Annotated in this window: 22 protein-coding genes and 1 other RNA gene; 6 read left to right on the forward strand and 17 right to left on the reverse strand. The window is 71.4% G+C overall.

Annotated features, from left to right (window positions below):
* Nucleotides 1-9: 9 nt before the first annotated feature.
* The 14 genes from murG to ACYVO7_RS05475 all read right to left on the reverse strand — a co-directional run bounded on the left by murG (nucleotide 10) and on the right by ACYVO7_RS05475 (nucleotide 15,885).
* Nucleotides 10-1,119: an undecaprenyldiphospho-muramoylpentapeptide beta-N-acetylglucosaminyltransferase gene (gene murG, locus ACYVO7_RS05410; protein WP_460448815.1), complete on the reverse strand. Its 1,110-nt coding sequence runs from the start codon at nucleotides 1,117-1,119 to the stop codon at nucleotides 10-12.
* On the reverse strand, nucleotides 1,119-2,276 hold the full coding sequence (ftsW, locus tag ACYVO7_RS05415; RefSeq protein ID WP_460448816.1) for a putative lipid II flippase FtsW: 1,158 nt from the start codon (nucleotides 2,274-2,276) through the stop codon (nucleotides 1,119-1,121). The genes murG and ftsW overlap by 1 nt, the downstream gene beginning before the upstream one ends.
* Nucleotides 2,277-2,279: 3 nt before the next feature.
* The gene (gene murD, locus ACYVO7_RS05420) at nucleotides 2,280-3,695 is read right to left on the reverse strand and encodes a UDP-N-acetylmuramoyl-L-alanine--D-glutamate ligase (protein WP_460448817.1); all 1,416 of its coding nucleotides are present in this window, start codon (nucleotides 3,693-3,695) and stop codon (nucleotides 2,280-2,282) included.
* Between the two features lie 202 nt (nucleotides 3,696-3,897).
* Nucleotides 3,898-5,001, reverse strand: coding sequence for a phospho-N-acetylmuramoyl-pentapeptide-transferase (gene mraY, locus ACYVO7_RS05425; RefSeq protein ID WP_460448818.1), 1,104 nt, complete (start codon nucleotides 4,999-5,001; stop codon nucleotides 3,898-3,900).
* An 11-nt stretch (nucleotides 5,002-5,012) separates the two neighbouring features.
* Nucleotides 5,013-6,452, reverse strand: coding sequence for a UDP-N-acetylmuramoylalanyl-D-glutamyl-2,6-diaminopimelate--D-alanyl-D-alanine ligase (locus ACYVO7_RS05430; protein ID WP_460448819.1), 1,440 nt, complete (start codon nucleotides 6,450-6,452; stop codon nucleotides 5,013-5,015).
* Nucleotides 6,449-7,894, reverse strand: a complete 1,446-nt coding sequence (locus tag ACYVO7_RS05435) for a UDP-N-acetylmuramoyl-L-alanyl-D-glutamate--2,6-diaminopimelate ligase (protein WP_460448820.1) — start codon at nucleotides 7,892-7,894, stop codon at nucleotides 6,449-6,451. The genes ACYVO7_RS05430 and ACYVO7_RS05435 overlap by 4 nt, the downstream gene beginning before the upstream one ends.
* Nucleotides 7,895-7,921: 27 nt before the next feature.
* A complete protein-coding gene (locus tag ACYVO7_RS05440; protein WP_460448821.1) occupies nucleotides 7,922-9,748 on the reverse strand; it encodes a peptidoglycan D,D-transpeptidase FtsI family protein in 1,827 nt (608 codons plus the stop codon).
* Between the two features lie 7 nt (nucleotides 9,749-9,755).
* Entirely contained in the window at nucleotides 9,756-10,175 is a 420-nt protein-coding gene (gene ftsL, locus ACYVO7_RS05445; protein ID WP_406854319.1) for a cell division protein FtsL, read from the reverse strand.
* On the reverse strand, nucleotides 10,176-11,192 hold the full coding sequence (gene rsmH / locus ACYVO7_RS05450; protein ID WP_460448822.1) for a 16S rRNA (cytosine(1402)-N(4))-methyltransferase RsmH: 1,017 nt from the start codon (nucleotides 11,190-11,192) through the stop codon (nucleotides 10,176-10,178). It lies immediately after the preceding gene.
* Complete coding sequence (mraZ, locus tag ACYVO7_RS05455) at nucleotides 11,189-11,695, reverse strand: division/cell wall cluster transcriptional repressor MraZ (RefSeq protein WP_460448823.1); 507 nt, start codon at nucleotides 11,693-11,695, stop codon at nucleotides 11,189-11,191. The genes rsmH and mraZ overlap by 4 nt, the downstream gene beginning before the upstream one ends.
* 350 nt (nucleotides 11,696-12,045) lie before the next feature.
* Complete coding sequence (locus ACYVO7_RS05460) at nucleotides 12,046-13,404, reverse strand: cytochrome P450 (RefSeq protein ID WP_460448824.1); 1,359 nt, start codon at nucleotides 13,402-13,404, stop codon at nucleotides 12,046-12,048.
* Between the two features lie 86 nt (nucleotides 13,405-13,490).
* Nucleotides 13,491-13,880, reverse strand: an RNA gene (gene rnpB, locus ACYVO7_RS05465) — RNase P RNA component class A.
* A gap of 71 nt (nucleotides 13,881-13,951) precedes the next feature.
* Nucleotides 13,952-14,818 (reverse strand): lytic transglycosylase domain-containing protein, encoded by an 867-nt coding sequence (locus ACYVO7_RS05470; RefSeq protein ID WP_460448825.1) that lies wholly within the window; start codon nucleotides 14,816-14,818, stop codon nucleotides 13,952-13,954.
* Nucleotides 14,819-15,060: 242 nt separating this feature from the next.
* On the reverse strand, nucleotides 15,061-15,885 hold the full coding sequence (locus ACYVO7_RS05475) for a transglycosylase SLT domain-containing protein (protein WP_460448826.1): 825 nt from the start codon (nucleotides 15,883-15,885) through the stop codon (nucleotides 15,061-15,063).
* A gap of 400 nt (nucleotides 15,886-16,285) precedes the next feature.
* On the opposite strand from ACYVO7_RS05475, the gene ACYVO7_RS05480 reads away from it, so the two are divergent.
* The 4 genes from ACYVO7_RS05480 to ACYVO7_RS05495 all read left to right on the forward strand — a co-directional run bounded on the left by ACYVO7_RS05480 (nucleotide 16,286) and on the right by ACYVO7_RS05495 (nucleotide 18,672).
* Nucleotides 16,286-16,564: a hypothetical protein gene (locus ACYVO7_RS05480; RefSeq protein ID WP_460448827.1), complete on the forward strand. Its 279-nt coding sequence runs from the start codon at nucleotides 16,286-16,288 to the stop codon at nucleotides 16,562-16,564.
* Nucleotides 16,565-16,632: 68 nt separating this feature from the next.
* Nucleotides 16,633-17,343 (forward strand): TerB family tellurite resistance protein, encoded by a 711-nt coding sequence (locus ACYVO7_RS05485; RefSeq protein ID WP_460448828.1) that lies wholly within the window; start codon nucleotides 16,633-16,635, stop codon nucleotides 17,341-17,343.
* Nucleotides 17,343-18,113, forward strand: coding sequence for an N-acetylmuramoyl-L-alanine amidase (locus ACYVO7_RS05490; RefSeq protein WP_460448829.1), 771 nt, complete (start codon nucleotides 17,343-17,345; stop codon nucleotides 18,111-18,113). The genes ACYVO7_RS05485 and ACYVO7_RS05490 overlap by 1 nt, the downstream gene beginning before the upstream one ends.
* Nucleotides 18,114-18,231: 118 nt before the next feature.
* The gene (locus ACYVO7_RS05495) at nucleotides 18,232-18,672 is read left to right on the forward strand and encodes a DUF2852 domain-containing protein (protein WP_460448830.1); all 441 of its coding nucleotides are present in this window, start codon (nucleotides 18,232-18,234) and stop codon (nucleotides 18,670-18,672) included.
* Nucleotides 18,673-18,734: 62 nt separating this feature from the next.
* Here the strand turns inward: ACYVO7_RS05495 and metF are convergent, their stop codons facing one another.
* The 3 genes from metF to ACYVO7_RS05510 all read right to left on the reverse strand — a co-directional run bounded on the left by metF (nucleotide 18,735) and on the right by ACYVO7_RS05510 (nucleotide 21,505).
* Nucleotides 18,735-19,673 carry a methylenetetrahydrofolate reductase [NAD(P)H] gene (gene metF / locus ACYVO7_RS05500; RefSeq protein ID WP_460448831.1) on the reverse strand — a complete coding sequence of 313 codons (939 nt, stop codon included), beginning with the start codon at nucleotides 19,671-19,673 and terminating at the stop codon, nucleotides 18,735-18,737.
* Nucleotides 19,673-20,704, reverse strand: a complete 1,032-nt coding sequence (locus tag ACYVO7_RS05505; protein ID WP_460448832.1) for an ArsR/SmtB family transcription factor — start codon at nucleotides 20,702-20,704, stop codon at nucleotides 19,673-19,675. Before ACYVO7_RS05505 ends, metF begins: the two co-directional genes overlap by 1 nt.
* 93 nt (nucleotides 20,705-20,797) lie before the next feature.
* Nucleotides 20,798-21,505: a B3/B4 domain-containing protein gene (locus ACYVO7_RS05510; protein WP_460448833.1), complete on the reverse strand. Its 708-nt coding sequence runs from the start codon at nucleotides 21,503-21,505 to the stop codon at nucleotides 20,798-20,800.
* A 159-nt stretch (nucleotides 21,506-21,664) separates the two neighbouring features.
* On the opposite strand from ACYVO7_RS05510, the gene ACYVO7_RS05515 reads away from it, so the two are divergent.
* Nucleotides 21,665-22,819, forward strand: a complete 1,155-nt coding sequence (locus tag ACYVO7_RS05515) for a peptidoglycan-binding protein (RefSeq protein ID WP_460448834.1) — start codon at nucleotides 21,665-21,667, stop codon at nucleotides 22,817-22,819.
* Between the two features lie 33 nt (nucleotides 22,820-22,852).
* The gene (locus ACYVO7_RS05520; protein ID WP_460448835.1) at nucleotides 22,853-23,029 is read left to right on the forward strand and encodes a hypothetical protein; all 177 of its coding nucleotides are present in this window, start codon (nucleotides 22,853-22,855) and stop codon (nucleotides 23,027-23,029) included.
* Nucleotide 23,030: the final 1 nt, after the last annotated feature.

Consider the following 23,030-nt stretch of genomic DNA (forward strand, 5'->3'; position numbering starts at 1 on the left):
TCGTCTGTGTCAGCGGGTCTGACCGGCTGCGGCGACCTCGACCACGAGGTCGGCGAGGCGCTCGGCCGCATCCGGGACGCCGGCGCTTTTGGCCGCTTCGGCGGCCCGGGTCAAACCCGAAGGGTCGCGCAGACGCGCCGCGATCTCGCCGGCGAGGCGCTCGGGCGTGAAGTCCGGCTGCGGAATCACAGTCGCCGCCCCGATGGCCGCAAGCGTCACCGCATTGGCGGCCTGATCGCCGTCGAGCGACTGCGCCAGCGGCACCAGAATGGACGGACGCCCGATCACGGCCAGTTCAGCGACCGTCGACGCGCCCGAGCGGGCGACCACCAGATGCGCCTTTGCGATCCGGGCCGGCATGTCGCCGAAGAAGGGCGAGACCTCGGCGGCGACGCCGAGCCGCGCATAGACGTCGCGCACGCGCTCAAGATCCTCCTCGCGCGCCTGCTGGACTACGGCGAGCCGGCCCCGCTCCGCCGCGGAGAGCCGCTCCAGCGCGGGCGGGACGACGTCGCTCATGACGCGGGCGCCCTGGCTTCCGCCGAACACGACCAGCCGCAGCGTTCCGTCCGGGGCGAGGGGCTCGAACGGCGTCGCGGCGGCGTCGAGGACGGGCTGGCGCACCGGGTTCCCGGTGACGCGCTGCTTGGCCTTCAGGGCGCCGGAGACGCCCCGGACGTCGGGGAAACCGGTCGCGATGAGCCTGGCGCGGGGCGCCAGCAGCCGATTGGCGCGGCCGAGCACCCCGTTCTGCTCGTGGATGATGGCGGGCGTCCCGCGCAGCGCGGCGGCCAGCACCGGCGGCACGGTGGGGTATCCGCCGAAGCCCACCACCGCCGACGGACGCAGCCGGCCGATGAGGCTCCAGGACGCCATCAGGCCTTGCGCCAGCCTGGCGCCCGCCGCCAGCATCCGCGCCGGAGAACCTCCGCTGGGCGTGGCCGACGGGATCTCGTGCGTCTCCTCGGCCGGGAAGGCCTTGCCGTACTTGGTCGCGCGCTCGTCCGTGGCGAGGTGCACCGTCAGGCCCCGCGCGGCGAGCGCGTGGGCCAGCGCCTCGGCCGGGAACAGGTGGCCGCCGGTGCCCCCGGCCGCGAGCAGGATCAGGCCCTTCGCCATCAGGCGTAGGCCTCCTCGTCGCGGCGCGCCGGGACGATGCGGTCGTAATACTCCGAGCGCGGCCGGCGGCGCGTGACGGCCAGCAGGAAGCCCATCGCGAGCGCGAGCGAGATCAGCGACGAGCCGCCATAGCTGATGAAGGGCAGCGTCATGCCCTTGGCGGGCATCAGGTGCACGTTCACCGCCATGTTGATGACCGACTGCAGCCCGAACAGCATCACCAGCCCGGCCGCCGCCAGCCGGCAGAACGGCTCCTCGTTGCGGCGCGACAGCACCAGGCCGCGCAGCACCACCAGCGCGAAGATCGTCAGGAGCCCGATGCAGACGAAAATGCCGAACTCCTCGGCCGTCACCGCGAAAATGAAGTCCGTGTGGCTGTCCGGCAGGATGCGCTTCACCGTGCCCTCGCCCGGCCCTTTCCCGAGCCAGCCGCCCTGCACGAAGCTGTCGATGGCGTTGTCCACCTGGAAGGTGTCGCCCGAGGCGGGATCCAGGAAGCGGTTGATGCGCGCCGCCACGTGCGGCAGCAGGTGATAGGCCACGAACAGGCCCAGCATGCTGACGCCGCCGAGCCCCGCCACCCAGAAGAGGTGAAGGCCCGACAGAAAGACGAGGCCGCACCACACCAGGGTGATCAGCATGGTCTGGCCGATGTCCGGCTGGAGGACGAGCGGCACGATGGTCCCGGCCAGAAGGGCGAAGCCCACCACGTTGCCGGGCACGTCGCGCCGGCGGCCTCCTTCCGAGAAGGCCCAGGCGGCCAGGATCACGAAGGCCGGCTTGACGAATTCCGAGGGCTGGATGGCGACGCCCGCGAAGGAGATCCAGCGCCGGGCGCCCTTGACCTCCGCGCCGAACAGCAGCGTGCAGACCACCAGCGCCATGGCGATCAGGTAAAGCGCCAGGGCCGTCCGCCGGACGTGGCGCGGGCTGAAGAAGCTCACGACCATCATGATCCCGAAGGCCGGGGCCAGATAGGCGATCTGCCGCGTGACGAAGTGGAACGTGGGCAGTCCCAGGCGCTCGGCCACCGGCGGGCTTCCCGCCATGCACAGCACGATCCCGAGCACCATCAGCACCATCAGGCTGAACAGCAGCATGCGGTCGACGGTCCACCACCAATGAGCGAAGGGCGAGCGTTCCAGACGTGACGGCATGGGTCAGGCCTTTCCGGGCGGGGAGGCGTGGGTCGACAGCGTTTCGGGAAGAGCGAGCACGAGGTCGCGGAAGTGCGTCCCACGGACCTCGAAATTCGGGTACTGGTCGTAGGAGGCGCAGGCGGGAGAGAGCAGCACGACGGGCTCGGCCGCGTCCGAGGCCGCGGCGTCCGCCGCCGCCGCCGCCACGGCCGCCTCCAGCGCGCCGCAGCGCGTATAGGCCGTGCGGCCTTCCAGGGTGGCGGCGAAGTCGTCGCTCGCCTTGCCGATCAGGTAGGCCTTGGCGACCCGGCCGAAGAGCGGGGCCAGCGGGGCGATGCCGCCCTCCTTGGGAACGCCGCCGATGATCCAGTGGATGTCGGACGGGAAGGCCGCGAGGGCCTTTTCGGCCGCGTCCGCGTTCGTCGCCTTGCTGTCGTTGACGAACAGCGTCCGCCCGATCCGGCGGACCTGCTCCATGCGATGCGCCAGCCCGGGGAAGCTCGCCAGGCCCTTGCGGATGACCTTCTCGTCAACGCCGATCGTCTCGAGCGCCGCGATCGCGGCGGCCGCGTTCTGGGCGTTGTGCGCGCCGCGCAGCGAGCCGATCCCGGCGAGGTCGGCCAGCACGATGCGCTTGCCGGCGAGGCGGCGCGCGATGATGTGGTCCTCGGCGCTGATCCCCTCCTCCAGCACGCGTTCGACCGAGATCGGGATGACGCGCCGGCCGGCGCTCCGCAGGCGGGCCTCGATGGCGCGGCACCAGTCGTCGTCGACGCCGATCACGGCCACCTCCGCGCCGGCGACCAGCCGCTCCTTGATGGCGGCGTAGTTCTCCATGGTCCCGTGGCGGTCCAGATGGTCGGGCGTGATGTTGAGCAGCACCCCCACGGTGGGCGCCAGCGAGGGCGCCAGGTCGATCTGGAAGGACGAGCACTCCACCACATGCACCCGCCCGGCCGCGGGCGGCGCGAGCGAGAGCACCGCCGTGCCGATGTTCCCGCCCATCTGGCAGTCGAGCCCGGCCTCGCGCACCAGATGGGCGATCAGCGCCGTCGTGGTCGATTTGCCGTTGGTGCCGGTGATGGCGATGAAGGGCGCGTCCGGGGCCGTGGCGGCCCGCTCGCGGCAGAACAGCTCGACATCGCCGATGATCTCGACCCCCGCGGCCCTCGCCTTCTCGACGGTCCAATGCGGGACCGGATGGGTCAGCGGCACGCCGGGCGAGAGGACCAGGGCAGAGAAGCCCGACCAGTCGGCCTCCGCGAGGTCGACGACCGGCACGCAGGCCTCCACCGCCTGGCCGCGCGAGGTCGGCTTGTCGTCCCAGGCGGCCACCTGGGCGCCGCCCGCCGCCAGCGCCTGCGCGGTGGCGAGGCCCGAGCCGCCGAGGCCGAACAGCGCGACGGAGCGCCCGCGGAAACAGGTGACGGGGGTCATGCGCAAAGCCCCCGGCTGAGCCCGACCATCCCCTCGTCCTGAGGAGCATCGCCCCTGGGCGATGCGTCTCGAAGGACGAAGGACTGCAGCGGAGCTGCGCCTCTGAGCGAATAGGATCCCCTCGTCCTTCGAGACGCCATGCTGGCGCATGGCTCCTCAGGATGAGGGGTTTCGTGGGACCAAGAAGGCAGCGCCATCCCGCTCACCGCAGCTTCAGCGTCGACAGGCCGACCAGCGCCAGCACGATGGCGATGATCCAGAACCGCACCACGACCTGCGGCTCGGACCAGCCGAGCTGCTCGAAGTGGTGGTGGATGGGGGCCATGCGGAACACCCGCTTGCCGGTGAGCTTGAAGGAGGCGACCTGGATGATCACCGACAGCGCCTCCAGCACGAAGAGGCCGCCCACGATCGCGAGCACGATCTCGTGCTTGGTGGCGACCGCCACGGTGCCGAGCATGCCGCCCAGCGCCAGCGACCCGGTGTCGCCCATGAAGATCTGCGCCGGCGGCGCGTTGAACCACAGGAAGCCGATGCCGGCCCCGATCATGGCCCCGCACAGCACCGCGAGCTCGCCGGTGCCGGGCACGAAATGGATCTGGAGATAGTTGGAATAGATCGCGTTGCCGGACAGGTAGGCGATGAACCCGAAGGTGGCCGACGCGATCATCACCGGCACGATGGCGAGGCCGTCGAGGCCGTCCGTCAGGTTCACGGCGTTGCCGGCGGCCACGATCACCAGCGCCCCGAAGGCGATGAAGAACACGCCCAGGTTCAGCAGCACGTCCTTGAAGAACGGCACCGCGAGCGCGCTGGCCAGCCGCACGGCGCCATAGCCGGGCATCTTGGGGATCAGATAGGCGATCACCACGCAGGCCGCGCCAGCGATCACGAACTCGATGGCGAGGCGCGAACGGCCGCCGAAGCCGGCGTGGCTCTGCTTCGTCACCTTGAGATAGTCGTCATAGAAGCCGATCGCCCCGAAGCCGAGCGTCACCAGCAGCACAACCCAGACATAGGGGTTGGACAGGTTGCCCCAGACCAGGGTTGAGAACAGGAACCCCGACAGGATCATGAGCCCGCCCATGGTGGGCGTGCCCTTCTTGGCGAGATGGCTCTGCGGCCCGTCCGTGCGGATCGGCTGGCCCTTGCCCTGTTTCAGGCGCAGTCCGTTGATGATCCGCGGACCGAAGAAGAAGACGAAGAACAGCGCCGTCGCGGTCGCCCCGCCGGTCCGCACCGTGATGTAGCGGAAGACGTTCAGGATGCTGAGCGAGGCGGAGTATTCGGAGAGCCAGGTGAGCATGGGTCGCGGCCTCAGGCGGCGTTGGTCGCGAAGCGCGACTTGAGGGCGGCCACGACGAGGCCGGTGCGGCTCCCGTTGGAGCCCTTGACGGTGACGACGTCGCCGGCGCGCAGCGCCCCGGCCACGAGGGGCGCGAGTTCGGCGGAGTTGGCCGCATAGGCCCCCCGCTTCTCCATCGGCAGAGACTGCCAGAGATGCTTCATCAACGGACCCGCCGCGAAGACGAGGTCGACCCCGTTCTCCTCCACCGCCGAGGCGAGCCCGGCATGCAGCTCCGGCGACTCGGGGCCGAGCTCCAGCATGTCTCCCAGCACGGCGATGCGGCGCCCGCGCAGCCCCACCGGGGCCTGGCCGAGCACGCCGAGCGCGGCGCGCACCGAGGCCGGGTTGGCGTTGTAGCTCTCGTCATAGAGGGCGATGTCGCCGCCCGGCGCCGGCAGCCGCACCTGTTCGCCGCGTCCGGACGGGGGCGTGACGTCCGCCATCGCGATGGCGGCCAGAGCCAGGTCGCCGCCGAGCGCCTCCACGACGGCGAGGACGCCGAGGCTGTTCATGGCCGCGTGCTTGCCGGGGCTGCCGATCCGGTAGGTCACCGGCTCGCCGAACAGGGTCGCCTCCACGATCGTCATGTCGGGCTTCAGGATCGCCCGGGTCAGCCGCACGTCGGCCTCCGGGCGCTCGCCGAAGCTGACGATGCGGCCGGCCGGCGAAGCCTCGGCGTGGCGGCGCAGCCGCTCGTAATGGGGGTTGTCGCGGTTGATCACGGCCGTCCCGCCGGCCTGCAGGCCGGTGAAGATCTCCGCCTTGGCGTCGGCGATGGCCTCGATCGACCCCAGATTCTCCAGATGGACGGGCTCCACGGTCGTGATCAGCGCCACATGCGGCCGCACCATCGCGACCAGCGGCTCGATCTCGCCGGCGTGATTCATCCCGATCTCGAAGACGCCGTAGCGGGTCGCCTGCGGCATGCGCGCCAACGTCAGCGGCACGCCCCAATGATTGTTGTAGGACGCCGCGGAGGCGTGCGTCGGGCCCTGCGCGGCCAGCACGGTTCGCAGCGCCTCCTTGGTGCCGGTCTTGCCGACCGAGCCCGTGACGGCCGCGATGCGGGCGTCGGTCCGGGCGCGCGCGGCGAGGCCGAGCCGCTGCATCGCGGCCAGCACGTCCGGCACGGCGAAGAGCGCGCCCGCGCCGGCGAACCCGGCCGCACGGTCCTCGGCCACGACGGCCGCGCCCGCGCCTTTCTCCAGCGCTGCGGCGACGAAGTCATGCCCGTCGCGGGCGTCGCCCTTGATGGCGAAGAACAGCTCGCCCGGCTGCAGCGTGCGGGTGTCGATCGAGACGCCCGTCACGGCCGCCGGCGGTTCTCCGACGGGGCGAGCCTCCATGGCGGCGGCGAGATCGGCGGCCAGCCAGAGGGCGGCGTCGGCGGAATGGGAAGATGCGGTCACGGTCGAGCCTCGGCCAGCGCGGCTGCGACCGCGTCGTGATCAGAAAAGGGAAGAACCCGGTCGCCTATGATCTGGCCCGTTTCATGGCCCTTGCCGGCCACGAGCAGGACATCCCCGGGCCGGAGCTCCGACACGGCGGTCCGGATCGCCTCGCCGCGGTCGCCGATCTCGCGCGCGCCTGGCGCCGCGGCCAGGATTTCGGCCCGGATCGCGGCGGGGTCCTCGCTGCGCGGATTGTCGTCGGTGACGATGACGACGTCCGCGTTCTCGGCCGCGATCGCCCCCATGATGGGGCGCTTGCCGCGGTCGCGGTCGCCGCCGCAGCCGAACACGCACAGGATGCGTCCCGGCGCATAGGGGCGCAGCGCCGCCAGCGCGCTCGCCAGCGCCTCCGGCTTGTGCGCGTAGTCGACGACCGCCAGCGCGCCGCCGCTCTCGCCGACCCGCTCGAGCCGGCCCTTCACGCCCGTCAGGCGCGACAGGGCCGCCAGCACGCGCGACAGCTCCTCGCCGCTCGCCAGCGCGAGCCCCGCCGCCACCAGCGCGTTGGAGGCCTGGAAGTCGCCCACGAGCGGCAGGTGCACGTCGAAGCGCCGGCCTTCGGCCTCCACGATGAGGTGCTGGCCGAAGCCCTCGCGCTGCAGCGAAGCGAGCCGCAGGGTCTTGCCCTGCCGGCCCGTGCTGACGATGCGCAAGCCTCGCGCCTTGGCCGCCGCGATGACGTCGCCGGCGTGCTCGCCGTCGGCGTTGACCACGGCGGCGGCGTCGGCCGGCAACAGGGCGTCGAACAGCCGGAGCTTGGCCTTGAGGTATTCCTCGAGGGTGGGATGATAGTCGAGATGGTCGCGGCCGAGATTGGTGTAGCCGCCGGCGACGAGCCTGACGCCGTCGAGGCGGCGCTGGTCGAGGCCGTGCGAGGACGCCTCCATGGCGAGATGGGTCACCCCTTCCCCGGCCAGCCCGTCCAGGGTCTCGTGCAGCGTGATGGGATCCGGCGTCGTCAGGGAGCCGTAGACCGCGCCGCCCGGGGCCACTACCCCTATGGTGCCGAGGCTGGCGGCCCTGTGCCCGCAGGCGGCGAAGATTTGGCGGGTGAACTCGGCGACCGACGTCTTCCCGCTGGTTCCGGTCACGGCCACGATCACGCCAGGCTGGCGCGGATGCGCCCGCGAGGCGGCCAGGGACAGGGCGCGGCGCACGTCCGGCACGCGCACATAGGCGACCGAGGGGTCGAGGTCGGCCGGACGCTCCGGCTGGCCGACGACCGCCACGGCACCGTTCGCGACCGCCTGCGCCGCGAAGGAGAGCCCGTCGGCCTTGACGCCGGGGGTCGCGAAAAACGCGAAATCCGGGCCCGCCTTGCGGCTGTCCGCCGTCAGTCCCGCGATCCCGCGGTCGCCGTCGGGCACAGGCATGTGCGGAAAGAGCTCTGCGAGCCTCATGGGCGCGGTCTCATCTGGGCGATCTCATCAGCGCGTCCCCCACGCCCCCATGCGGGCCATGACCGGGAACGGAGCGACAGGCGGGTCGAACCGGGGCGGCAGCCCCAGGATGGGCGCCACGCGTTCGATCACCTTACCGGTGGTCGCGCCCGCATTCCAAGCGGCGGTCGCGAACCCGTAGGTTTCGGGCAGGCCCTGCGGTTCGTCATAGATGACCAGGAAGAGGTATTTCGGCTTGTCGGCCGGCGCAATCGCCATGAAGGTCGTGAACAGCCGGTTCTTGCTGTAGCGCCCGCCGATGACCTTTTCGGCCGTGCCGGTCTTGCCGCCGACGAAATAGCCCGGCACCGCCGCCTTGCCGGCCGAGCCCTTCTCGGCGTTGAGCCGCATGACGAAGCGCAGCGCCTCGCTGGTCTCCGGCTTGATCACCCGGTGGCCGAGCTTGGCCGCGTCCTCGGCGGTGCGCTTGAGCACCGTGGGCGTCAGGAAGTTGCCCCCGTTCACCAGGGCGCCCACCGCCGCCACCGCCTGCATGGGCGCGACCGCGAGGCCGTGCCCGAACGCGATCGTCATGGTGTTCAGCTCGCCCCAGCGGGCCGGCACGATCGGCTCGGCGCTCTCGGGCAGCTCGGTCCGCATGCGGTCGAGCTGGCCCATCTTCTTCAGGAACTCCTTGTGGCCCTGCACGCCGATGGCCAGCGCCATGCGGGCGGTGCCGATGTTGGAGGAGTGGATGAACACCTCTGGCACCGTCAGGACGCGGTTGGTGCCGTGGTAGTCGTGGATGCGGAAGCGGCCATAGGCCAGCGCGCCGCGGGCGTCGAAGCTGGAGTTGATCGAGACCTTGCCGCTGTCCAGCGCCATCGCGGTGGTGAGCGCCTTGAAGGTCGAGCCCATCTCGTAGACGCCCACCGTCATCCGGTTGATGCGGTTGGGCTCAAGCGCGTCGACGGGATTGTTGGGGTCGTAGTCCGGGAGCGACGCCAGGGCGACGATCTCGCCCGTCGTCACGTCCAGGATCATGCCGGCGCCGGCCTTGGCCTTGTACTTCTCGATCCCCTTGGACACCTCGTCCCGCAGCGCATGCTGCGCCCGCAGGTCGATCGAGAGCTGGACCGGCTTCAGGTCGGTGGCCTGCCGGGCGAACCCCGCAAGGCCGAGATCGGCCATGCCCTGGCCGTCGATCCACTTCTCGATGCCGGCGATGCCCTGGTTGTCCAGATTGGTGAAGCCGAGCACATGCGCGGCCGCTGGGCCGTTGGGATAGACCCGCTTGTTCTCGGGCAGGAAGCCCACGCCCGGCAGGCCGAGGCGGTAGACCTCCTGCTGCTGCTTGGGGGTGATCTCGCGCTTCACCCAGACGAAGCCCTTCTTGGAGCCGAGCTTCTCGCGCAGGTCGCGCGCGTCGACGTCCGGCAGGACCGCGGTGATCAGCTCCACCGCCTCGTCCTTGTCGATGATGCGGCGCGGCTCGGCGAACACCGACACCGTCTTGATGTCGGTGGCCAGGATCTCGCCGTTGCGGTCGACGATGTCGGGCCGGATGCCGGCCGTTTCCTGCTGGGCGCGCTTGTAGCTGGTCGGCGGATCGGGCCTGAGCCCCAGCTGCACCAGCCGTCCGGCGATCACCGCGTAGATGATCGTGAACCCGGCCGCCACCATGAAGACGCGGTGCCCGCTCTTGTCGAGGCGCATCCGGAACAGGTTGTGCACCGCGCCCAGCACCCCGCGCGGGCCGCGGCCGGCCGGCGGCGCGGCCGCCTCGTCGTGACCGCCCCCGCTTTGTCCGCCAGCATGGGCGGAATCGGCCTCGCGGCCGGCCATCGGATCGGGAGAACCCTGGTGGTCGCTCATGCGATCCTCACTGCTGCTTCTTGCGGGTGGAGGACGTGGTGGTGGTCGTGTCCGTCCGCGCGCTGGTCTTGCCGGGCTCGGGAGTCGGGGTGTTGGTCGGCAGCGCGAGGCCGAGGGCCTCCAGCTTCTTGCCGATCGAATCCACCGGCGCCGGCCGCATCGGGATGTCGGACCAGCGGACGATCTGCTGCACCGCGCCGGGACCCAGATCGGTGTTCTGGTCCGAGAGCGTCTGCAGCCGGTCGGGCTTGTTGAGGAACTGCCACTCCGCGCGCAGCACGGCGATCGCCTCGCGCTCGCGCGAGATCTTGTTCTTCAGCTTCGTCACCTGCTCGGACAGGTAGATCGTGTCGTACTTGATCCGGTACGCGTAGAGCGCCGACCCGATCAGGGCGACGATCGCGACGAGATGGAAAAAGCGGCGCATTCAGCGACCCTTCTTCTTCGGACCGCCCGGGGGAGCGGCCTCGGGAGCCGGAGCCAAGGTGCGTTCGGCCGCCCGCAGCTTGGCCGAGCGCGCCCGCGGATTGGCGGCGAGCTCGTCGTGCTGGGCGGTCAACGGGCGGCGGTTGACGAGCGTGAAGGTCGGCTCCTGGGTCGCCACCGCCGGGGCGTGGCGCGAGGGCGCGGCCTCCCGGCCGGCGCGCTCCGTCAGGAAACGCTTCACGATGCGGTCCTCGAGGGAATGGAAGGTGACGACGACCAGCCGCCCGCCGGGGCGCAGCGCCCGCTCCGCCGCCTCGAGCGCCCGCTCCAGCTCGCCCAGCTCGTCATTCACGGCGATGCGCAGGGCCTGGAAGGTGCGGGTGGCCGGATGGATCCCGTCGGGGCTCTGCCGCACCACCGACGAGACGATGTCGGCCAGCCGCTTCGTGGTCGTGATCGGCTGCTCCTTGCGGGCGGCCAGGATGGCCCTGGCGATGGCCCGCGACCGCCGCTCCTCGCCATACTGGTAGATGAGGTCCGCGAGGGGCCCCTCCTCCATCCGGTTGACGAGGTCGGCGGCGCTGTCGCCCGCCTTCTCCATGCGCATGTCGAGCGGGCCGTCGAAGCGGAAGGAAAAGCCGCGTTCGGCGTCGTCGAGCTGCATGGAGGAGACGCCGATGTCCAGCACCACGCCGTCCAGCGGCGTGAAGCCGAGCCGCTCCGCGACGGCGTCGAGATCGCCGAAGCGGGCCTGCTCCAGGACGAGCCGGCCCTGCATCTCGGCGACGAGCGCCTGGCCCGCCGCGATCGCCTCGGGGTCGCGGTCCAGCGCCAGGACGCGCAGGTCCGGCGCGGCGCCCAGGATGGCGCGCGTATAGCCCCCGGCCCCGAAGGTGCCGTCCAGATAGCGTCCGCCGGGCTGGGGGGAGAGCGTGTCCTGAACCTCCCGCGCCAGCACGGGAACATGACGAGCCGGTCCGCCAGCGGCGTCGGTGACCCGACCGCCGCGACCCGTCATCGTTCCCGTGCTCCGGGGTCGTGACCCTGCCGCAACGCGCCGGCAGGCTCCTTCTTGAGGACGCCGCTGAGTTCCTTCTTGAGATCCCTCACCTTTCGCCTGGCCTCGTCGAGATGACGTTGGAAACGAGAGGGCTCCCAGATCTGGAATTTGTGCCCCAGCCCCACGAAGGTCACCGCATCCGTGATCCCCGCGTGCGACTTGAGCGTTTCGGTGAGACCGACCCGGCCCTCCGGGTCGACCTTGAGCACTTCGCTGATGCCGTAGAGCGCCGTCGAGAAGTGATCCCGCTCGTCCGAGAACGGCGGCAGCGTCTCGATGAGGCTGTCGATCTCCCGAAGGAGTCCGTTGCCTCCGGCGTCCAGCGCGTCCGCCTCCAGCGATGGGTGCACGTAGAGTCCCTCGAACCCGTCCTTCGCCAGGACGGACCGGAAAGACGCCGGGATCGATACGCGACCTTTCGCATCCAGTTTGTTGGTGAAGCTGGATACGAAGCGGTCCATCGAACTCCAGACCCGCACACATGACCGAAGACGCCGCAGCGGCGTCAGCACCCCGGCCGTCGGTGGAGCCGCAAACGACCTTCACGGGAGCGGCGGCCTCCGCCGCGCCAGCGTCTGTCGGATGGGATCCGTACGTCTCGAACGGGATGATTTGGGATAGCATGGGATCATATGGTCGTCAATGGACGCGGGCCGCCGGAGGACGCACCGATTCCACCTCCGGCATTACGGTTGCTTAACGTTAACGAACGGTTGAGAAGGGGGTTGTGCCCGCCCCGCCTCGCCCCTTCCAGGGCGTGAAAACCCCTGGGCGAGCGCAAGCGTGCGAAGGCGTTCCGGGGAAAGAAGCGTCAGGCCGGCCGGCGGTGGACCCGCATGGTCAGGCCGCCCTTCGGCCGCACCGTGACGCGCTGCACGGGCCCGGGCGCATCCGCTCCCGGCTGCATCTCGAAGCGGTGGCTGCGCAGCAGCGTGGCGAGCAGGATCACGGCCTCCTGCAAGGCGAAGGCCGCCCCGATGCAGATGCGAGGCCCGGCCCCGAACGGCAGGTAGGAGAAGCGCGGGACGGCGTCGCGCGCCGGGGCCAGGAAGCGCTCCGGGCGAAACGCGTCGGGCTCGTCCCACAGGCGCCTGTGCCGATGGACGACCCAGGGCGAGATGAAGACGGTCGCGCCCGCCGGAAGCGCATGGCCGGCCACGACGTCCGGGGCGATGGCCTCCCGGCTCAGCGTCGCGGCCGGCGGGTAGAGGCGCATGCTCTCCTCGATCACGGCCTTGACCAGGGGCAGCCTGTCGGGCGCGGCCGCCGGATCGTCGTCGAGCGGCCCTGCGGCGTCGACCTCCGCCTCGCATGCGGCCCGGACGCCCGGGTGCGCGCCCAGCAGCAGCAGCGTCCAAGTGAGCGCGTTTGCGGTGGTCTCGTGCCCCGCCGCCATCAGGGTCAGGACGTTGTCGCGGATTTCGCTTTCCGTGAGCCCCTGCCCCGTCTCGGGGTCGCGGGCGTCGAGGAGCGCGGCGATCAGGTCGTCGCGGCCCTGCGCGCCGGGCTCGCCCCGCCGCGCCGCCACGAGGTCGTCCACGACGCGGCCGAGCGTCTGGACGGCGCCGCTCCCAAAAGCCCGGCCAAGCCGCGGCAGCCACGCCGGAGCGCCGAGGACGTCGAGGGGATCGATCCGGCCCGCCGTGGCGAGGTAGCGCCGCAGGGCCGCGGTGACGATCTTGGGCTCCGTCCCGAGCCCGCCTCGCAGGATCGTGCGGCTGAGAACGTCCAGCGTGAGCTCCGCCATCGCCTGGTCGACGCGGATCGCCGCGCCGTCCGGACAGGCGTCGAGGGTCGCGCGGAACGCCAGGCCGGCGTCCAGCATGGCGCGGGCGTGGAGCGCCGTGCGGCGCGGCGTGAACAGCGGGGCCAGGGTGCGCCGCTGGCGGCGCCAGTCCGCCCCGTCGGCCGTCAGCACCCCCTCGCCGAAGATCGGCTTGAGGACGCGCAGCTGCATCGGGTCCTTGCGGTAACTGGCGGCGTTGTCGATCAGGATGTGGCGGATCGCGGCCGGGTCGCTCACCACCGCGGTGGTCCCGAGCAGGCCCCGCATCGGCACGAACAGCTCCTCGTAGTGCCTGCGGATCAGCAGGCTGAGCGGATTGGTGGCGATGCCGAGGAGGAAGGCCGCGGGTCCCGCCGGGCGCTCGCGCGGCGTAGGGATCGGCAAGCGGGGTGCGAACGCCGTCATGCCGGGACAATGGGCTCAGCTCCCCGAGGGCGCAAGTTGGGCGCCGGGGCGGTTGGGGGAAGAAGAACGCCAGTCGGCCTGTAAGCCGGGTTCTGTAGGGCCGCGGCGCTTGCGCGTCGCGACGTGACGGCCATTCCTCTGGGACGATCGTTACCGACCGCCTCGAGCAACCAACCCGGGCCACAAGGGATTGAGACATCCCCGCGGCGGTTTCCCGCCGCCATGGCCCCTATTCGGTTTTGCTCCCGGCGGGGCTTGCCATGCCGCCTCTGTTGCCAGACGCGCGGTGCGCTCTTACCGCACCCTTTCACCCTGACCCCGGCCGGAGCCGAGGCGGTTTGCTTTCTGTGGCGCTTTCCCTGGGGTCGCCCCCGCCGGACGTTATCCGGCGCCGTGTCTCGATGGAGCCCGGACTTTCCTCCCTCCTCGCGGAGAGCGGCCGTCCAGCCGACTGGCCGGGCCGGTATGGCGGAGCGGGCCGGCGCGGTCAAGCGACGCGCCGGCCAGGATCAATGTCCGGGCAGCCTCAGTTGCTGGCCATGATGGCCCGCGCCTTGCCGCAATAGGCGCGGTTGGCGGCGTTGATGCGCTGGGCGTAGTGGCCGCTCTGGTAGCGCATCACCGTCGCGCAGGTGTTGCCGCCCGACATGCGGTAGGCCTGCGCCAGGTACTTCATCCCGTAGGTCAGGTTCGTCTCGGCGTTCTTCAGGCCGGCCGCGCCGCCCGAATAGCCGAGCCCGCGGGCCGTCTGCGGCTTGATCTGCATGAGGCCGACCGCGCCGCCATTGCTGGCGCCGGGATTGTAGCGGCTCTCGATGCGCACCACCGCGTCGGCGAGCGCGAACGGCACGCCGTTGGCCGCCGCATGCTTGGCGATCAGGCCCTTGATGCCGCCCCGCGCTTCGGCGTCGAAGCCGAGCGCCTTGCCGTGGCGCGGCGCCTTCTCGGGAGCGGCGTCATGCTCCTTGCCGCTCGCCCGGGCGGCGGTCTCGACCGCCGCGGAGGCGGTCGGCAGCTCCGTGGCGGAGGCGGAGGCCACCACGATCGGCTTGGCGGACGCGGCCTTGTCGTCGGCGGTCTTCGTGGCCTCCGCCGTCCTGGCGTGCGAGGCCTTCTCGCCGGCCCTGGCGGCGCGGGCTTCGCGAGCGCGTTCGGCGCGGGCGAGCCTGGCGGCGGCTCGGCGCTCGGCCCTCGATGCGCGCGCGTCCCGGCTCTTGTGGACCTTCGTCGTCTCGACCGGCGCCTCGGCCGCGGCGGCTTCCTTCTTGCGCCCCTCCTGCATCAGGACGGCCAGCGGGCTGGACGTGTCGTTCAGGCTGGCGGAGGCGTGGGTGGCCGAAACGCCCGTGATGGCGCAGGCGGCGAGAATCGCCGCCCCGATCGTGCTCTTCATTCAAATCGCTCCAATGGGAGAAGAAAACCGGCGAGGCCTGCGGCCCGTCTTGCCGGTGGACGCCGTCATGGCGCCCATGGGGTGGCCGGCGTCCCCGTCCCCTGCGGCGCAGGCGGATCATCCGGGCGCGCGCTTCTGGCGCTCCCGGCGAGGGCGTCGACCGTCACGGACCGTGGACCCCGCGGGCGCGCGTTCGCGCCCGGCGATGGGATGCCGACGATCCGGATCTGCGAAAGAGGGGGTTAGTTCGCCGCCACCGTGGTCTTGACCTTGGCGCAATAGGCCCGGGCGGCGCCCGTCATGGAGGTGGCCCGGTGTCCGGCCTGGTACTTCAGGATGGTCCGGCAGGTGTCGCCGCCGGAGAGGCGGTAGGCCTGTGCGAGGTAGAGCATTCCGTACTGGAGATTGGTGTCCGCGTTGAGGAGGCCGCCCGCCGCGCCGGAATAGCCGAGCGAACGGGCCGTGCTGAGGCTGATCTGGGTGAGGCCGAGATTGACGCCGTTGCGCGCGGCCGCGTTGTAGCGGCTTTCGACGCGCACGACGGCGTCGGCGAGAGCGGGGGGAATGCCGTTGCGGGCGGCGTGCTGGGCGATGAGCGCCCGCACCGAACCGGCCGGGATCGCGCCGGCGTCGGTGGCGTCCGCCACGGCCTGCGCGGCGGCCGGGACGGCGTCCGCCTTGGCGAGCGCCACGACGGCGGACTTGGCCGAGGATTTCTCGATGGCGGCGGAGCGTGCGCCGTCGCGCGTCTCCCCGATGGCGATGATGCCGGCCTTCAGGCGGCGGGCGCGCAGTTCGGACTGATCCGTCCTGGCCCCGGACGGGGCGGCGCCGAACAGGGCGGCGAGGGAGGGAGAGACGGGAGACGCGTCGGCGGACGGCTTGGCGGGAACAACCGCGTCCTTGGCGCGTTCCTGGTCCACGCCGCGCTTTGCGGCCGCATCGGTGGATTCCTGGCTGGCCGTCGCGCGCTTCGCGGCCCGACTCTCGGCCAGGGCGGGAGACATCGTGACGGCGATCATCGCCAAGCTCGCGCCGAACGCCGGCAGCTTCGCGCTGGCAATCATGGTGGATCCTTTCGCCAAAAAACCATCCACTAGCTCCCTAGAAGGACGCCGCGCAGGGTAAGCCAGAATGAGGCCAAGATGTGGCTCTTGGCAACCCCGACGTTACGTCAGGGGTTTTCACCTATTCAGCGCAGCCTAAGGCATAAGTTGTTTTATCTATCGAATTCACGCGCTTTGCTTGGCAAGACTCGGTGTCTACTTACCCCCTAAACAATCGTAAGAATTGGCGCCGCCCGTCCCGGGTGGGCGGTTTCGCTCGCGCCGGAGCGCCGGCGACCACGCCAGGACCGGCCTCCGGTTGAGGGGCAAGGTAAGTACCCGTTGTTGCGGAGCTGGAGCGGAGCTATAAGGAGGCGCTCGCTGCGGCGGGCCGCTCCGTGTCAGTTCCGAGGACATCGTCATGAAGAAGTGGATAGCCATCGGCGCCGTGGCGCTCACGCTCGCCGGCTGCGGCAGCACCCAGGGCGACCGGGCGCTCGTCGGCGGGGCCATGGGCGCCACGGCCGGCGCCGTGATCGGCGGGCTGGCGACCGGGCGGGCCGGCGGCGCCGTCGCGGGCGGCATCATCGGCGCCGCGGGCGGAGCCATGGTGGGCGCGGCGACGGCGCCCCCGCCCGAGGTGCGCTGCTACTACAGCCGCTATTACGGACGTGAGATCTGCCGCGAGGTGCGCTACTGAGCGCACGGCCGGCGATGATTTGACGAACGCCGGCGCAAGCCGGCGTTTTGTCGTGAGGAGACGCGAAGATGTGGGGCAAGCTTGGCGGCGCGGGCCTCGGCTTCGCCATCGGCGGGCCGATCGGGGCGCTCATCGGCGCCCTGGCGGGGCATGTGGTGGTGGATTCCGAGCACGGCCTGTTCGGCGGCGACGCCGAGATCGTGTTCACCACGGGCCTGATCGCGCTGTCCGCCAAGATGGCCAAGGCCGACGGCGTCGTCACGCATGACGAGATCGCGGCCTTCCGCCAGGTCGTGTCGATCCCGGACGACGAGGTCGCCCACGTCACCCGCCTGTTCGACCTCGCCAAGCAGACCTCGGCCGGCTTCGAAGCCTATGCGGGCCAGGTGGCCGAGCATTTCCGCGGCAAGCCCGAGCTCCTGGAAGACGTGCTGGACGGCCTCTTCCACATCGCCAAGGCCGACCGGGCGATCCACGAGGCGGAGCGCCGGTACCTGGCCGAGGTGGCGCGCATCTTCGGCTTCGACGCGCGCGACTACGCCCGCATCGAGGCCCGCCACGTCCGCGTGCCGACGGACCCCTACGTGGTGCTGGGGGCCGAGCGCAGCTGGTCGGACGAGGAGCTGCAGGCCTGGCGCCGCAAGCTGGTGGCCGAGAACCATCCCGATCGGCAGATCGCGCTCGGCCTTCCGGCCGAGGCCGTCGGCATCGCCACCCAGCGCCTCGCCGCCATCAACGAGGCGTGGGAGGCCATCCGGCTCGAGCGCGGGCTGCGCTGATGGCCCTCCTCGTCCCGGACAGCCCCCTCGCCCAGAAGGTCGTTCCGTCGCCGAACTCCGGCGAGCGCCGCAACGGACGACGCCCCGACATGCTGCTGCTGCACTACACCGGCATGCGCGACGCCGCCTCCGCGCTGCAGCGGCTCGCCGATCCCCTGGCGGAAGTGTCCTGCCACTATGTGGCGCTGGAGGACGGCCGCATCCTCCAGATGGTTCCCGAGGCGGCCCGCGCCTGGCACGCGGGCGCTTCCTCATGGGCGGGCGAAACCGACCTGAACTCCGCCTCGATCGGCGTGGAGCTCGTCAATCCCGGCCATGACGGGGGCTATCCGGACTTCCCGGACGCGCAGATCGAGGCGGTCACGGCCCTGGGGCTCGACATCGTCGCGCGCTGGCGCATGCCGGCCGATCGCGTGCTGGCCCATTCGGACGTGGCGCCCGGCCGCAAACTCGATCCGGGCGAGAAGTTTCCCTGGGAGCGGCTGCACCGCGCCGGCCTGGGCCATTGGACGAAGCCCGCCCCGCTGGGCGACGGCCGCTCCTTCGGCCCCGGCGAGGAAGGCCAGCCCATCCAGGCGCTGCAGGCCATGTTCGGGATGTATGGCTACGGGCTGGAGGTCACGGGCGTCTACGACGCCAGGACCGAGGCGGTGGTCGCCGCGTTCCAGCGCCATTTCCGGCAGGACCTGGTCGACGGGGTGGCCGACGCCTCCACCATCACCACCTTGCGGGACCTGATCCGCTCTCGCCCGGCCCCGCCCTCCGCCTGAACGCGGGGCCGATGTCCCGGCCGTTCTTTCCGCCTTGCGAGCGCCTCAATCGATCACCATCTGCGGCGCTCGTCCGGATCCGTGCCCCCGGACCATCTCGCCCGCGAGGAGGCCCAACGTGAATCCCATCCCTGACCAGACCAATGGCGGCTTCGGCTGGCGCTGGAAGCCCGTCGACATCGTCGTGCTCGTCATCGCCTTCGCGATCTACTGGCCGCTGGGCTTCGGCGTGCTCGCCTGGAAGCTGTGGAACGACCGCCAGCCGATCCCGCAGGACCTCGGCCAGGCGCTGCAGACCGGCTTCGAGCGCCTCCAGCGCGGTTTCGAGAGCCTGTTCGGCTCGTTCTCGGGCGCCGGCCTGACGGGCTCCGCGCCCGCCCCCACCGGCAACGCCGCCTTCGACGCCCATGTCCGCGAGGAATGGGCCCGCTTGGAGGCGGACCGCCAGAAGCTGGCCGACGAGATCGCAGCGTTCCGCGCCTTCCTGGCGGCCGAGCGCTCCGGCGATCGCGACGTCTATGAGCGCTTCCGCCAGAACCGCGGCCCCGGCACGTTCTGACGAAAGCCTCTGTCGATGCATGAAGGCGCGGGGGACCATCCTCCGCGCCTTTTCGTTTGCGCCTATTGGGCCGCCATCGGGAGCGGCTCGTCGCCGGCGTGGTCCGCCTCGGCCTGGGGCCGCATCCCGAGAAGGTGACAGATGGCGTAGACGAGGTCGGCGCGGTTCATCGTGTAGAAGTGGAAGTCCCGGACCCCGCGGTCGAGAAGATCGATGACCTGTTCGGCCGCCACCGCGGCGGCGATCAGGCGGCGCGTCGCGGGGTCGTCGTCGAGCCCCTCGAAGCGGTCCGCCAGCCAGGCCGGGACGCTCGCCCCGCAGCGCGCCGCGAAGCCGGCGGTCTGGCGGAAGTTCTGCACCGGCACGACGCCGGGCACGATCGGGATGTCGATCCCGCGCGACCGGACCTTGTCCAGGAAGCGGAAATAGACGTCGTTGTCGAAGAAGAACTGCGTGATGGCGCGGGTCGCGCCGGCGTCGACCTTGGCCTGGAGCACGTCGAGGTCGTGCTGCAGGGACGGGCTCTCCGGATGGCGTTCGGGATAGGCCGAGACGAACACCTCGAAGTCGCCAGCCTCGCGCACCCCGCGCACGAGTTCGGCCGTGCTCTGGTAGCCCTCGGGATGGGCCGCGTAATGCGCGCCCACGCCGCCCGGCGGGTCGCCCCGCAGCGCCACGATGTGCCTCACGCCGGCGGCGGCGTAGTCGCGCACCACCGCGTCGACCTCCGCCCGGCTCGCGCCCACGCAGGTCAGATGCGCCGCCGGCAGCAGCGCGGTGTCGCGCACCAGGCGGGTGACGGTCGACTGCGTCCGCTCGCGCGTCGTGCCGCCCGCCCCATAGGTGACGGAGACGAAGTCGGGCCCGAGCGGGGCGAGCCGGTGGATCGAGTCCCACAGGGCGGCCTCGGCGTCGTCGGTCTTCGGCGGGAAGAACTCGAACGACACCCGGATGGGACGCTTGCCGCAGCGGCGGCTGACGCGGACGGGGGCGCGCGACATCAGGCGACCTCCTGGCTGGAGCGTGACGGCATGTCGGTGACGACGCGGCGGTCGCGTCCCACCCAGAGCGACACGGTGAGGCGGTCGGAGACGTCGCCCGGCCCGGCCAGCGCGCGATGCGACACGGCGTCGAGCCCGGCTTCGTCGAGCCACGCCTCGATCTGGTCGCGGGCGAAGCCGAGCCGCCGGTGAGCGTGCGCCTCGCGCAGGAACTCCAGCCCGTGCGGGGCGAAGTCGACCACGATGATGCGGCCGCCGGGCGCCAGCAGCGCCGCCGCCTCGCGCAGCGCCCGGGCGGGGTCCTCCAGGAAGTGCAGCACCTGGTGGACCACGATGAGGTCGAAGGCGTCGCGCTCCACCGGGGGCGCATAGATGTCGCCCTGCCGCAGGACCGCGCCGCGCACGCCCGCGCGCTCCAGATTGGCGCGCGCCACCGCCAGCATGGCGTGGTTGCTGTCGACGCCCACGACGCGCTGCGCGCGGGGCGCGAGCAGCGTCAGCATCCGGCCGGTGCCGGTGCCCAGGTCCAGCAGCGCCCGGATCGGGCGCGGCCCGACGGCGTCGAGCACCGCCGTCTCGACCTGGTCGTCCGAGACGTGCAGCGAGCGGATCCTGTCCCACTCGACGGCGTGCCGGTTGAAGTAGGCCTGCGCGGCGTCCGAGCGCGCGGCCCGCACGGCGGCGAGACGCGCCTTGTCGGCCGCCACCACCGGATCCGCCGGATCGAGCCGGGCCGCGAGCAGGCGCGCCAGGGCCCCGGCGGGCGTGCGCTCCGCGATGCGGAAGAACGCCCAGGCGCCCTCCCGGTGGCGCTCGATCAGGCCGGCTTCGGCCATCAGCTTGAGATGGCGCGAGATGCGCGGCTGCGACTGGGCCAGGATGTCGGTCAGGTCCGAGACGTTGAGTTCGCCTTCCGCCAGCAGGGACAGCACCCGCAGCCGGGTGTCCTCTCCGGCCGCTCGCAGCGACCCCACGAGATCCTGGAGGCTGACGAGCGGGTCCTGGGGCGGAGGCAAGAACGCTTTCGACATAAAGATATGTTTATATCGGCATCACGCTCCTGGCAAGCCTGGACGTCGCCCCGGCGAAAGGCGGCGTCGCATCGGGAGCAGGATGCAAAAGGACTAGAACTCCACCGTGGGAGTCGCCGCGTCCGCCACGACGATTCGGCAGGTTGCGCCGCAGACGCGCCCGAGCCACGCCGCGAGGTCGTCCGCAGCGGCCCTCGCCTCCCCCTCGCCGTTCGATTGCAGCGTCACGACCGCACGTCGGGTGTCGGGCGTGATGATGCTGCGCGCGTCCTGGCGCCAGTTCCAGCGCCGGCAGAGGACGTGGCGGGCGTCGGCGTAGACCACCTCGCCCGGCTTGGGCGGATCGTTCGGGTCTTCCCCGGGCTCGGCCGCCATGTCCATGAAGGTGTCGCCCGGACGGGAGAACCGGAACGCCAGCGGCGGCGCGATCCTGTCCAGATCGTCTGCGCCCACGCACAGCACATGCGCGAGCGACACGGCGTTGTAGGCGTCCACGAAGCCGTTGATCCGCGGCAGCTCGCGCCCGGCCAGCACGTTCTTCACGAGCCGCTCGACCGAGCAGCGATAGCTCGTCTTCTTGATCCCGAACGCCCGGTAGGCGGAGCGCCAGGCGGCGACGCCCGGGATGGCGGACAGGTCCGTCCCGCCCCACCGCGCCCGGCAGGCCTCCTCGCGCTCGGCGATCGCGGCCGCCAGTTCGGCGGAGCGCTCCGCCGGGATGGAGAGATCGTCCGCCACGACGACGGCGGCGGAAAACAGCGGGAAGTCGCGCGTCAGCTCTTCAATCGTCAGATGAGTCATTCGTCATTCACGGGAGTTGTCGTGGGCCGCAACCAAGCATTGTACCTCCCCCGAATTCGTGATGAACTCAGGCTTCGGCATTGTCGAATTTTAGGCGCTCGCGTCCAGCGCCGGAACCTGTTTTCAGCATCAATTGTCGCGAGGTCCGCCGTGAATGGAATGGACGTTCTTGTGATCGCCGAGCGCCTGGTCGGCGACGACCACATCCCCGGTTCGCACGTCAACTACAGGTCGCCCGTCCCGGCCAACCGGTGGACCTCCGCCGACCTCGCGAGCTGGAGCGTCTACCAGGCTTATGGCCTGCTGTTCGGCTGCGACCCCTCCGGGGCCGCGGGCACGGCGAGCCCGGGAGCCTGGCGCGACGACGCGCAGCGCCGCGGGGCCCTGGTCGGCGTGGAGCAGGCGATCCGCACGCCCGGCGCGATCCTGCTCCGCTTCAGCCCCGACGGGCCGCCCGAATTCGGCCACGTCGCCCTCTCGTGCGGAGATGGACGCACGATCGAGGCGGCCGGGCAGCGGCGCGGCGTGGTCGTCGGAGACGCCATGGGACGGCGCCGCTGGGACGCGGGCGTGTTCCTGCCCGAGTTGACCTACGCCAGCCGCGACGCGACGCGCCAGCAGGACGCCGTGCTGCGCGTGGAGGCCTTCCCGCAGCCCTCCCCCGAGGTGCGCGAGATCCAGCTGGCGCTGATGGCCGCCGGCTACGACCCCGGCCCCATCGACGGCCTTTTCGGCCGCCGCACGGAGGCCACCGTGGCGGCGTTCCAGGCCAGCCAGGGCCTCATCGTCGACGGCGAGGCCGGCCCCGAGACCCGCGCGGCGCTCGCCTCGGGCGCCGACGCCGGGGAGCTGGCGCAGGACGCGCCCTATCCGGCGCCCAACCCCGCCGGCCAGCGCCCGCCGCTTCCGGCCGCCCCGGCCAGGACCACCGATTTCCAGGCGCTGAGGGCCGAGTACAGGGCGCTCTTCGCCGGCATGGTTCCTGCGCCGGGCCGGCGCGCGGCCATCCAGGAGGCGGCCGAGCGGGTGCTGCGCTCGCGCGAGCCGGCCGAGCGGGTCGGCGCGCAGCTCGGCGGCGCGCCCTGGCATGCGGTGGCGCTGATCGCCGAGATGCAGAACGGGTCGCGGCTGGACCTGCACCTCCACAATGGCGACCCCTTGACGGACCGGACCGTCACGGTCCCTCGCGGACGGCCTCCGGCCGGCCGGCCGCCCTTCGCCTGGGAGGAGTCCGCGGTCGACGCGCTGACGCTTTTGGGTTTCGCCTCGCCCGCTCCCGACTGGTCGCTCTCGCGCATCCTGCACCGCCTGTAGGCCCATGGCGGGTTCGGTTCCCGGCAGCATGGCGTGTTCGCGCCCCACCTGTGGTGCGGATGCCAGCATTACGTCTCCGGCGCCTACGGGCCCGACGGCTGGGACCCGGGCGCGGTCGCGGACAGGATCGGGGCGGCCGTGATCCTGGACGCCCTGGTGCGGCGGGGCGAGATCCCGCCCTTCAGCCCGGAGGCCGGCCGGCTGCTCTGAC

This window comes from Alsobacter sp. SYSU BS001988, from assembly GCF_054796215.1.